This is a genomic window from Novosphingobium sp., assembly GCF_027489515.1.
Classification (GTDB): domain Bacteria; phylum Pseudomonadota; class Alphaproteobacteria; order Sphingomonadales; family Sphingomonadaceae; genus Novosphingobium.
Map to the genome: position 1 here is coordinate 1 of NZ_JAIXZS010000027.1, position 11,735 is coordinate 11,735.

Sequence of the window (11,735 nt, forward strand, 5' to 3'; positions counted from 1 at the left end):
GGCGCATCTGCGCCTCTGACAACCAGATCAAATCGCTCATGACAACGCCTCCTCAGCGCCGTCATTGAATCAACTGATCGCACGCTACGCAAGCATTTTAATAGGTCCTGAGCCTAGAACAGGATCCATCGGAAGATTGGCTTGCTTCATAATCTTCTTCTTCTCGGAGAATTCCTTGTTTTTGAGATCGCCGTTGAGCTTCTCCGAGACCAGCACGAGGTTCCCGACCTCGGCGTAGCGCGATAACGCTGGCGCCCCCTTTGGGTTTTGCGGTCCGATATGCTCGATCGTCATCTTTGAATAATCGACCGATGCGTCCTGGCGGAGTTGCATGTCGAAGCGCTCAAGGACATAGCGAACCAGCGCCTTGTTACGGGTCTCCGCGCTGCTGTAGCGCAGCTCCGCAAACCCCGTCTCGAATGCCTGTTTCTCCGGCCGGCGCGTCTTAAGCTTGGCTTGGAATTCCTGAAGACCCTTCGCGCGCTTCTGCGGGTCGGCCTCGCCCCAGAGCTCGCGTGCTGCGGCTGCATACATCATTGACACGCCACCCGACGACGACAGTCCCGCCACTGCGGTGTGCATGAAGTGAAAGCGCTCGATTGCCTCGATTGTATCCTTGGCCTGTTTGAGCGAGATGCGCTTGTCGCGATAGGCGCGAAGCACCGAGAGGACCATCGGCGTCGGCTGGCGGACCTTGAAGACTGCAAGGGCCTGAAGCGACCGCTTGAGGGGCACGGCCTCCTTGTCCCATGTGAAACTATCGGGCTCAAAGATTCGACGGTACTGCTCGACATCCTGCAGCATCGCCTCGAGCATTGCTGGCGCGGTTGCCTTGGTCACCCGCTTCTTGACTTTCTCGAACAGCGCGCGCTCGGGCGTGTAGTCGTAGCGAGACAGCCAGAAGTGGTGGAGGTAGGTCGAGGCGTCGATCGACGCCGCCGAGGCAGCGATTTGGTCCATCATATTCTTCCACTTGAGCTTTGCCGGATCGACATCGGCATTCTTTGGCTTCATGAGCTTAGCGAACAAATTCTTGATGAGGTCCTTCGGCTCGAGGTCCTTTCCGCGCGTGTTCAGCGTCTCGAACACGATGTAGGCATCGTCCTCGTTGTCGAGCTGGACGATGATAACGTCGAGGCCTAGCAGCTTGTCGCGAGCGGCTTCGAGTTCTCTGCGGATCGCAGTCTTCCGTTTTGCGCCTTCGAGCTTGCCGCCAGCTGCTTCCTGCATGACCTTGAATTTGTCGAGCGCGAAGTTGTACGCGCTTTGGATGCCCTTTTCTTCTTCAGAAGGCGTGAGCTTGACGTCCGGGGCGCCGAGTTTCTGGACATATTCCTGCATGTAGGGATAGGACGTCTCGGTCAGCAGGACATACCTAGACTTGTTTGCGATGTCGGTCCTCTGGATGACGTTCTGAATGCCCTCTGCGAGATTTTTCTCGCCTACACTCACCAGCGTGTCGCGAAGAGCTGCCAAGAAGATTGTGATTGTGGTCAGGCGCTGCTGGCCGTCGACAACAAAGAGTTCTTGGCCTCCCTTGTCGCCGAACATAACCATCGAGCCGATGAAATATCCATCTTTACCTCCAGCTACAGCATCGACCCAAAAGTCTTCGATATTGCCCTTGTCCCATGAATATGGACGCTGGAAGCGGGGAATTTTGTAAAAGCTCGATTGAAACAGCGTCCGAATCCGCACTTCCTTTGGAGTGATGTTCATGATTCCTGAGCCCCGTTGGTTTGGCACTTTGATGTAGACAACAATCCCTCCCACCGCCAGCGTCGGCTCGACGTCCTTCACCACTGCTTTGGGTGCGCACGCCTGCCGCCAATTGACAGGCACCTAGGGTCAGGCCGGATGGTCAAATTTCTCTGTGGACATCTGCCCCCCCCCAGCCGCTTGGGGCGGGGGCCATATTGGGGGCCAGTCCTTCCGCGTCTAGACTTAGAACCTAGCAAATCTGTCACGTTCGGAGCCTAATGCGGAGACGGCTCGGGCCTCCATTTCCCCGTTTGAAGACGTCCGATAGCGTCCCGCAGCGCAGTCTCCTGCATGGCGCGTGCGCGCGCGTGCGGCGCCATTCGCGGCTGAACGTTCGATGTTTCGCCGGCGCGGCCTGCGTGCGCCTCGGGCGAGAGCTACCACCGCATTTACCATCGAGGATGCGGCCCTAGCGCTCGCTGCGTAATGCTCCCGAGACAAATTTTTCCGCAAATTTACGATTTGGAAGGCCGTTTGCCCGCATGGACGGAGCTTGGGTCACTCTCGTGCCCGCAATCCATCCGTTGCGGCGGGGGTTGCGGGGCATCGCGAAGGCCTCCCGGAACTGTCCCGGTCTGTCTGTTGGAGGAATCTCGCCACATGCTGCGTCCGTCGAAAGCAAAGGGAGACCAGTTCCGCGCTTCGATGCGATCGCTGATCGGCAGCCTGCTGCGCGATACGGCGGGCAACACGCTAGGCATCGTGCTGGCCACGATGATCCTGCTGGTCAGCCTTGCCGGCAGCGGGACCGACATGGCGCGCGCCTACATGACCAAGACCAGCCTGCAGAACGCCTGCGACGCGGGCGTGCTGGCGGGCCGAAAGGCCATGGCGACTTCGGGCACTTATGGCACCTCGGAGACGGCGAAGGCGAACAAGATGTTCAACTTCAACTTCAATCCGAATGCCACCAACGCCAATTCGATCACCTTCAGCACGTCCTCGACCGGTACCGGCGCGGTGACCGGCACGGCCAGCACGGTCATGCCCACCGTGGTGATGGGCATCTTCGGCTTCAAGACGATCACCCTCACCGTGGCCTGCAGCGCCGAACTCCAGATGGCGAGTGCCGACGTGATGTTCGTGCTTGATACCACCGGTTCGATGGCCTGCGATCCCAACGGTACCGACTGCGACAGCGATTCGACGTCGAAGATTGCGGGGCTGCGCCAGGCGATCCGCGATTTCTACAAGACGGTCGCCAACGCGGTGGTCGACAAGACCAACACCCGCATCCGCTTCGGCTTCGTGCCTTATACCGCCACGGTCAACATGGGCGGCCTTGTCGCGGCAGGGCAGATGCCGACAAGCTATTTCGCTGACAATCAGCCGTTCCAGACCGCGCTCGCGAACTTCAATACGGCGGTCTATGTCCCCACTGCAGGTTCGCCGGTTGCCGACACCGAGACGTACGGCTCCAACATCACCTCGGCAAACTGCACCAATTGGGGCAAGAACACTTGGCCGACAAACATCGGCTCGCCGGTCAGCGGTGGTGGCCCTGCTCCGGCCAACACGACCAGCACCACCTACTCCTGGCGTTCGTGGACCCTCGTCTCGGGCTCGGGCTCAAGCGCGCTCGGCACCTGCGTGCGCAACCGCACGGTGACAACGACGACCTACGTGACACGCTACCAGTTCACCAACTGGGTATTCCAGGCTGCGACCGTGAACGTGAGTGCGTTCAAGGGCATGGGCACTGTGCCCGTCGTGACGAACATCGCCGCGAACGCCACCGTGCCCACCGCCGGCACCTATGATATGCCGTCGCTGGCGGCGCTTGACGGCACACCCGGCGTGACCGGGCTCACGATCACCAATTCCCGCTGGAATGGCTGCATCGAGGAGCGCCAGACCGTCCAGAATCTCGGGATGAATCCGGTGCCCAGCGGCGCGAAGGACCTCGATATCGATTCGGCCCCCAGCACCTCCGATCCGACAACCCAATGGAAGCTCAACGAGGAAGATCTCGAGTGGTATCGCGGTAGCACCAACGTTTCCTCGCGAACGGAGACTACGCTGCGCAGTGACACCTACCGCATCGGTTCGCAGTGCCCGCCGCGCGCCATGCTGTTCACCGACGTTGATACGACCGCTCCGACCGTTGTGCCGACCTGGCTGGATAACTACGTCAACACGCTGGTTGCAGCCGGCAGCACCTATCACGACATCGGGATGATCTGGGGCGCGCGGCTTGCCAGTCCGAGCGGCATCTTCGCCAGCAACGTCACCGCGGAATCGACCAAGTATCCCTCGGTCAGCCGCCACATCATCTTCATGACCGACGGTGAAATGGCGCCGACGACAACGGCATACAGCGCCTATGGCCTTGAACTCTACGACAACCGTGTGGCTCCCTCCGGCAGTGGCAACAGCACGCTGACCAGCTACCACAACAACCGCTTCCTCGCGGCTTGCACCAGAGCCAAGAACCTTGGCTACACGGTGTGGGTAATCGGCTTCGGCACCGCACTCACCACGCAGATGACAACCTGCGCCACGGCGGGCCGCGCCTACTTCGCGAGCAACACGACGGCGCTCAACAACACCTTCAAGTTCATCGCCGGCCAGGTGGCCGATCTGCGGATCAACAAATGATGGCTCATTGCGCCTTGCATCGCCCGCTAAGCGCCCTGCGCCGCCGCCTGCTGCGCGATCAGCGTGGGGTTAGCGCGATCGAGTTCGGGATGACCGCGCCAATCCTGTTCCTCGTGGTCTTCGGATCGCTGCAGGTCTCGCAGGGCTATTATGTCCGCACGGTGCTGACCGGCGCCGTCAATGCTGCCGCGCGCAAGTCCACACTACAGAGCGGCCAGACCGAGTCGACCACGCTCGATCAGTTGGTGGCGAAGCAGATCAAGAATGTGATGCCCACTGCGTCGATCACTTTCACGCGCCGCAACTATGCCGAATTCAGCAACGTTGGCATGCCGGAGGATTTCACCGACACCAACAAGAACCTCAAGTACGACCCGACCGAGTGCTTTGTCGACATCAACGGCAATGGCGTGTGGGATGCCGACATGGGCAAGACCGGTCTGGGCGGCGCGAACGACATCGTGGTCTACACGGTGACCGTCACCTACCGGCAATGGTTCGGCTTCGCCAAGATGTTCGGCCTGCCCGAATTCCAGACCGTCCCGCAGACGACGATCCTAAAGAACCAGCCTTTCGCAACCCAGGCGACCCGCACAGGCAACTCGATATGCCCCTGACTTTGCCGATCCTCCACCGAGACCGGAACGCGCCGGGGCGTGCACGGCGCTTCCTGGCGCGCCTTGCGCACAGCACCAGCGCCGTAAGCGCGGTCGAGCTGGGTCTGTCGATGCCCTTCCTGATGATGATGTGTCTCACCGGCGTCGAAGTCGTCAATCTCGCGCTGATCCACGTGCGCCTCAACCAGCTGGCGATCACGGTGGCGGACAATGCAAGCCGCGCCAAGCAGACGCAGGTGAACGGCGCGCCGACATTCCGCGAATACGATGTCAATCAGGTGTTCCGCGCTGCTGCGCTGCAAGGTGAGGATCTTCAGATCCCCACGCGCGGCAGGGTCATTCTTTCCAGCCTGCAAATGAACGCTTCAGGCGGCCAGTGGATCGCCTGGCAGCGCTGCTGGGGCAAGAACACCTGGCCTTCGCGCTATGGCCCGCAGGGCACCGGCGCGACCGGCACCGCGTTCAAGGGCATGGGCTATACCTCGACCAAGATGACCGCCGATTCCGGAACTGCGATCATGTTCGTCGAGATTGCCTACGACTACAAACCCTTCTTCCTGGGCAGCGTCATACCATCCAAGCTGATCCGCAAGGAAGCTGCGCTCTATGTGCGCGACGATCGCGATCTGACGCAGATCTACAATCCGTCGCCGACGCAGCCTGTAGCCAGCTGCTAGGTCAGGTCGCTGCCGTCGCTGCTGCAGGAGCGGGGACGAACCGGCTGATCACCCAGGCGATTGCGCCGAACCAGACCGCGCCCATGGCGATGGCCACGATCACCTGGCGAAAGTCCTCTCCGGCCTGGATCACCGGCGCATTGAGCACGGTGATGAACAGCATCGTGCTCTGATTGCAGAAGAGCGCCGCACGGCCGGCCACGACGAGAAACACCGCAACGATCATCAGCAGCAGCGCCAGCACGATCAGCTGCGGGCTGTGCATCATGGCCCCCGTCTGCAGCATGAAGCTGAGGCTTGCCCCCGTCAGCGCGCCGATCAGCGCCCCGGGCAGCGCTTTGAGCGACAGTTCGTGGAGCGCCGACCAGGCCCAGAGCAGCAGGAACCCTGCATAGAGCGGCGTGACGTGCAACCACGCGCCGATCGCGACGAACCCCGCAATGATGACGATGACGCCCAGTGTGATGATGGCGGCCTGCCCCAGGGGCATCTGGTGCGGCGCAGCTGCGCCGGCTGGTGTGGACATGATATCGCTCTCCCAAGGTGCCCGGTACGGCGTTCCGCCCGGATCTGCACGAGAGGCTCGCCCGCACACCCGCCCTTGTCAACTGCGCTGCCTTTGCGCGGCTATGTGCCCGGTGCTAGGTGACCGTCCATGACCTCACTGCTTGAACCGTTTCACGCCATCACGATTTCCGCCATCGCCCAGCGTCTCATGGCTGAGGGGCGCTCGGTCATCCGCATGGAATATGGCCAGCCTTCGACCGGCGCACCGGCGGCGGCGCTCGCCCGTGCGCGCGCGGTGCTGGACGAGGAAGACAAGGGCTACTGGGAAAGTACCCAGCTTCTTGCGCGGCTGGCCCGCTATGTCGAGGAAACGACCGGTGTCGCGGTCTTGCCCGACCAGATCGTGCTGACCTGCGGCGCCTCGCCCGCTCTCGTTATCGCACTTTCGCTGCGGTTTGCGCCCGGCGCGCGCGTCGCCATCGCGCGGCCCGGCTATGTGGCCTATCGCAACACGCTGCGCGCGCTGCATATCGAGCCGGTCGAGCTGCCCTGCGGCCCTGAAGTGGGTTACCAGATCACCGCCGCCGCACTGGAGGCGCTCGATCCCGCGCCCGATGGCGTAATCATCGCCAGCCCCGCCAACCCGACCGGCACTGTCATCGCGGCCGAGGAAATGGCGGCGATTGCCAAGGTCTGCGCGGCGCGCGGGATCCGCATCGTCTCGGACGAGATCTACCAGGGCATCACTTATGGCGCGCCGGCCAGCTCGATGCTGCCGTTCGACCGCGAGGCGATCGTGGTGAACAGCTTTTCCAAGTATTTCAGCATGCCCGGCTGGCGGCTCGGCTGGCTGGTGGTTCCGCCTGATCTGGTCGGTCAGGCGCGGGCACGGATGGGCAATCTGTTCCTCACCCCGCCGTCGCTCAGCCAGCATGCGGGCCTCGTCGCCCTCGATTGCGGCGAGGAACTCGATGGCCATGTCCGCACGTATGCGCGCAACCGCGACCTGTTGCTGGCAGCGCTGCCCGCGATGGGCCTTGCCCGCATCGCCCCGCCGGACGGCGCGTTCTACGTCTATGGCGATGTCGGCCATCTGACGCAGGATTCGATGGCGTTCTGCATCCGCCTGCTCGAGGAAACCGGCGTTGCCACCGCACCGGGGATCGATTTCGATCCGGTCGACGGGCACCGCTTCGTGCGCTTCAGCTTTGCGGTTTCCACGCCGCTGGTGGAAGAAGCCATCGCGCGGATGGTGCCGTGGTTTCAGGCGCAAAGCGCGCTGATACAGGCCTGATCAAGCCACGAAAAAGGGGGCGGCCCGAAGACCGCCCCCTGTTCTGCAATCAGCCCATCAAAGCGCGATGGCGAGCGATGCGCGCGCCGAATAGCCGGTGCCGCCGCCCTCAAGCTTTTCATAGCCGCCGCTGATCTTCCAGGTGTAGTCGAGACCGCCCTGCAGGAGGCTGATTTCGCCGGTCCAGGCCGAAGGCAGCTGCTGGCCGGTGAGCGTGAAGGTATCGCCGCCGCTCGTCGCGCCGCGGTTGAACGTTGCGACGGTGTTGCCCACTTCGCCCGAGATGCGGCTGCGACGCCCGCCCTCGACCTCGATGGTGAAGGGGCGGTTTTCGTAGTCGCCCGGCGCGGCGCTCCAGCTCGCCACCAGCGTTGCCGATCCATTGACCACCTGGCTCGTGCGGCTCGCCAGCGTCAGCGCGAGCGGCGCGTTGCCGGTTTCGGTGTAGCCGTTTTCCTTGAGGCGGAAGTACTCGATCGTCGCGCGCGGCTTGATCTTGAAGTGATCGCCGATCGGCACGGCGTACGAGATGCCGCCCGCGCCAGAGATCAACGTGCCCTTCCAGCGCCCGCCCGCGCCATAGCTGAACGACTGGCTGTCGATCGTGCCGGTGAAAGTGCGGGTCGAGGTGAAGGTCGGCCGGCCGTAGCCGACGCGTGCATAGGCGTAGAACGGACCCGAGGCGAGGCGCCAGAAGCCCGCGAGCTCGATGTCGCTGACCTTGACCTTCTGCGTGGCATCGGTGGTCGAATTGCCCGAGAAGTAGGTGAACGAGGCGCCGACGTGGCCGAAGCCCAGCGCCTTCTCGAAGCCGAGCGAGAGACCGCCGCCGCTGTTGTTGTAGCCCGCGGTCGTCCCGGCGGTCTTCTTGCCCTTGAAGTAGATCGGCTCGAGCCAGGCGCCGGCGCTGCTGATGGTGAACCAGCTCGAATCGTCGTCGATCCGGCGCGCGGCAAGGCGTGTGCCGCGAGCAAGGAAATCGAGCGAGCCGCCCGCATAGTCCGGCAGCATCTGGTTGAACTGGGTCTGCAGTGTCGCAGTGTCCGCGGCCTGCAGCAGGCTCGATTGCAGCAGCGTATCCTTGCCAGCGTTGGCGAGGATCGCGTTGTAGGCCTCAGACTGCGGGACATTGAGCCCGATCTCGCTGGCCGTCTTGCGCGCGATCGTCAGCGTCACGTCATTGCCGGCTGCGGCAACGGTGCCCTTGAACAGCACCGGCAGATTGAGCGCCGAGCTCGCGACATTCGCGCCGCCGGTCAGCGTGCCGGCGCTGAGCACGGTGTAGGTGCCTTCCGCCTTGGCGAGCGAGGTGACCTTGGCCGAAATCTTGGCGCCGCTGGCGAAGTTGGCGGTGCCGACGACCAGCTTGGACGCCGTGCCCGTCGCGCCGTCGACATAGACGCCGAGCGTGCCGTTCGCACCCACGTCGAGCGACTTGATCGTGGTCGTCGTCGCCGAATTGGCCGCAAAGGTGCCGCCGGTGACGGTGACCGCCAGCTGCGAGCCGCCCGTTACCGTGCCGCGGTAGATGGCCTTGTCGGCAATGGTGAGCGTGCCGATCTGGTCATTCAGGAGCAGCGTGCCGGTGAAGCGCGAATTGCCGGACATGGCCAGCGAGCCCGTACCGGTGCCGAAATCGACGTTGCCGGTATACTTGGCATCGTCGGCGAGCTTCACCGTGTCGTCACCCGCGCCGAGGAAGGTGTTGCCGGTGATCGTGCCCGATGCCACGTCGAGGGTGTCGTTCCCGCTGCCGGTGTAGATGTTGCCCTTGATCGAGGTGTAGACCTTGGCCGTATCGGGATCGTAGCCGGTCGCTTCCTTGTCGGTCTTCTGCGAGGCCGCATCGGCGCTGTTGAGGTACTGCTTGATCGTCACGCCCGAGGTGTTGGACGATACGTCGATGGCGGCAAGCTGGTCCTCGCTCGAACCGGTGACCGAAATGTCACCGTTGTTGTTGATCGTGGTCAGCGTGCCCGAAAGGTCCTTAATCGCCGAGGACGAGCCGATGCCCGGCTGGCTGATCACCGCGCTGATCGTGCCGTTGTTGTAGAGCGTGCCGACCGTCGAACCCGCGTTGATCAGGATGCCGACCGCACCGGCGTCAACCGTTGTCGCAGTCACGCTGCCGTTCACCGCGATGCCCTTGGTGAGCGTGACGTTGCCGCCCTTGCCGCCGATCACCACGGCCGAAGCATTGGTCGAACTGAACGTGGCGTTCGCGCTGACGCTGCCATCGACGCCGAGCGAATAGGTGCCGTTGGTGGTGGTGCCGCCGCCGATCGTGATATCGCGGGTGCCGCCGATCTGGATCGCCGGGCCATTGCCAACGGACTGCACCGAGCCGGTGGTTTCCGCCGTGGTGCCGCTGCCCGAGGCCGTCGTGACGATCACGCCGCCCGCGACGTTGCCGTTGATTTCGACCGCGGCCTTGCCGGTGGAGAGCGCGCTGCGCGGCAGGGTCTGCGTGCTGCCGTCGTCCGCGGTGTAGGCGGCCGATTGCGAGAGCGAGCCGTTGATCTTGACGAGCCCGCCGACATCGCCGTTCACGACAAGCGCCTGCGCGCCGCTGCCGACCACGCCCACAGTGCCGCCCGCCGACACGTTGCCCGAAACCGCACCGGTGCGGATGCCGACCGCGTTGTCACCCTTCACCTTGATGGTGCCGGTGTTGGTGACCGAACCGGTCAGCGCCGAATCCACGGCGATACCGGCGGAATTGAGGCCGTCGATCGTGATCGTCCCGGTGTTGGAGATCGTGCCGGTGAATGTGCCGCCCGGCGCGACGCGGATGCCGTAGCGATCCGATGCCTGCGCAATCGGGCCTTCGGGGATACCGTTCTTGTCAGTATCGGGCGGAGTGAAGCTCTCGATCACCTGGATCGTGCCGGCGTTCGAGATGTTCGAGGTGGTGCCGCTCTGCGCCACGATGCCGGACGCGCCGTTGCCGGCCCCCATGTCGAGCGTGCCGCCGCTCTGTACCGTCACGTCCTTCGATGCATCGACCGTCACGGCGGTGCCGCTGTCGAGCTTGATCGTGCCGTCCTTGGCAATGGTCACCGCGCCGGCGGCCGACGTCACCAGCGGCGTTGTCGTCGCGGTGCTGACCGTGGTGTCGGCAAGCGCGGGGCTGGCGCCGGCCATCAGGGCAGCCGGAGCGGCCGTGGCAAGTAGGCGGGCCGCATTCTTCACGGTGCGGGCGATCGGGGCGTTGCTGTTCATCGGTATCTCGTCATCCGGCATGTGGCATGGCTGCCTGCGCGGCAACCTCAGCGCGTGTGGTACTTCGTCCGGCGAGCCGCGTCATCGCCTGCCGGCATTCAATAGTGCAAAATCGCCCGCATCCTGCCCTACCGGGCTGCTTGTCCGGAGCGATTTGCGCGCGTCTTAACGCGATTCGGCGCCATGCCTTAGCGGAAAATTTCAGCAACAATCCGTCGCCGTAAACTCTGGGTTCAGGTCAGCGCGCTCGAAAGGCGCAAAGCCTGCTCCGGCAGGTGCGGGGAAACCCCTTGCGAGGCGTTGCTGCGGTCTTCATGGTGTTCGCGCAAGGCTTCGTTTTTGTTGCAATATGGAATTTGCGCAGTGGCAGGACGCATTCTGCTCGTCGAGGATGATCCCCAGATTGCGGACTACATCCTCTCCGGGCTGACCGAGGAAGGTTTTACCGTTGACCGTGCCGACAATGGCCGCGACGGGTTGTTTCTGGCGACGGATAGCCAGTTCGATCTCGTCGTGCTGGATCGGATGCTGCCGGGGATGGATGGTCTCGCGCTGCTCAAGGCGATGCGTGCGGCCGAGATGACGACACCGGTGATCATGCTCTCGGCCCTTGCCAGCACGGATGATCGCATTGCCGGGCTGACCGCCGGGGCGGACGACTACCTCGGCAAGCCGTTTTCCTTCGGCGAATTGCTTGCGCGCATCCAGGCGCTGCTGCGCCGCGCGGCGGGCGGTGTCAGGCAAGCGCAGGAAACCACGTTGCGCTGCGCCGATCTCGAGCTTGACCGGCTCACCCGCCAGGTCCGCCGCGGCACCCGCAAGATCGCGCTGCAGCCGCGCGAATTCCGCCTGCTCGAATACATGCTGATGCACGCGGGCGAGGTGGTGACGCGTACGATGCTGCTCGAGGCCGTGTGGGACTACCACTTCGACCCCGGCACGAACGTGATTGATGTCCACATCAGCCGCCTGCGCCGCAAGATCGATGACGGCGAGGAACAGGCGCTGTTCCACACTGTGCGCGGGGCGGGTTACCGGCTCGCGGCCGATTGAGCGCGT

At 63.4% G+C, this 11,735-nt stretch carries 8 protein-coding genes; 5 read left to right on the forward strand and 3 right to left on the reverse strand.

Annotated elements, in window-relative coordinates:
- Positions 1–84 precede the first annotated feature (84 nt).
- A complete protein-coding gene (locus Q0082_RS04375) occupies positions 85–1,800 on the reverse strand; it encodes a DUF262 domain-containing HNH endonuclease family protein (protein ID WP_298190346.1) in 1,716 nt (571 codons plus the stop codon).
- Positions 1,801–2,361: 561 nt separating this feature from the next.
- Here Q0082_RS04375 and Q0082_RS04380 point away from each other — a divergent pair.
- From Q0082_RS04380 to Q0082_RS04390, 3 genes are read left to right on the forward strand one after another with little or no spacing between them, the layout of a single operon-like run.
- Complete coding sequence (locus Q0082_RS04380) at positions 2,362–4,359, forward strand: Tad domain-containing protein (protein WP_298190348.1); 1,998 nt, start codon at positions 2,362–2,364, stop codon at positions 4,357–4,359.
- Positions 4,360–4,373: 14 nt separating this feature from the next.
- Entirely contained in the window at positions 4,374–4,976 is a 603-nt protein-coding gene (locus Q0082_RS04385; RefSeq protein WP_298190350.1) for a TadE family protein, read from the forward strand.
- A complete protein-coding gene (locus Q0082_RS04390) occupies positions 4,967–5,653 on the forward strand; it encodes a hypothetical protein (RefSeq protein ID WP_298190352.1) in 687 nt (228 codons plus the stop codon). Before Q0082_RS04385 ends, Q0082_RS04390 begins: the two co-directional genes overlap by 10 nt.
- 1 nt (position 5,654) lies before the next feature.
- Here Q0082_RS04390 and Q0082_RS04395 read toward each other — a convergent pair whose 3' ends face one another.
- A complete protein-coding gene (locus Q0082_RS04395) occupies positions 5,655–6,179 on the reverse strand; it encodes a hypothetical protein (RefSeq protein ID WP_298190353.1) in 525 nt (174 codons plus the stop codon).
- Between the two features lie 129 nt (positions 6,180–6,308).
- On the opposite strand from Q0082_RS04395, the gene Q0082_RS04400 reads away from it, so the two are divergent.
- Positions 6,309–7,454: an aminotransferase class I/II-fold pyridoxal phosphate-dependent enzyme gene (locus Q0082_RS04400; RefSeq protein ID WP_298190354.1), complete on the forward strand. Its 1,146-nt coding sequence runs from the start codon at positions 6,309–6,311 to the stop codon at positions 7,452–7,454.
- Positions 7,455–7,511: 57 nt separating this feature from the next.
- Here Q0082_RS04400 and Q0082_RS04405 read toward each other — a convergent pair whose 3' ends face one another.
- Positions 7,512–10,676: an autotransporter outer membrane beta-barrel domain-containing protein gene (locus tag Q0082_RS04405; protein WP_298190355.1), complete on the reverse strand. Its 3,165-nt coding sequence runs from the start codon at positions 10,674–10,676 to the stop codon at positions 7,512–7,514.
- A gap of 363 nt (positions 10,677–11,039) precedes the next feature.
- Between Q0082_RS04405 and Q0082_RS04410 the strand changes: the two genes are divergently transcribed.
- The gene (locus Q0082_RS04410) at positions 11,040–11,729 is read left to right on the forward strand and encodes a response regulator transcription factor (protein ID WP_298190357.1); all 690 of its coding nucleotides are present in this window, start codon (positions 11,040–11,042) and stop codon (positions 11,727–11,729) included.
- Positions 11,730–11,735 lie beyond the last annotated feature (6 nt).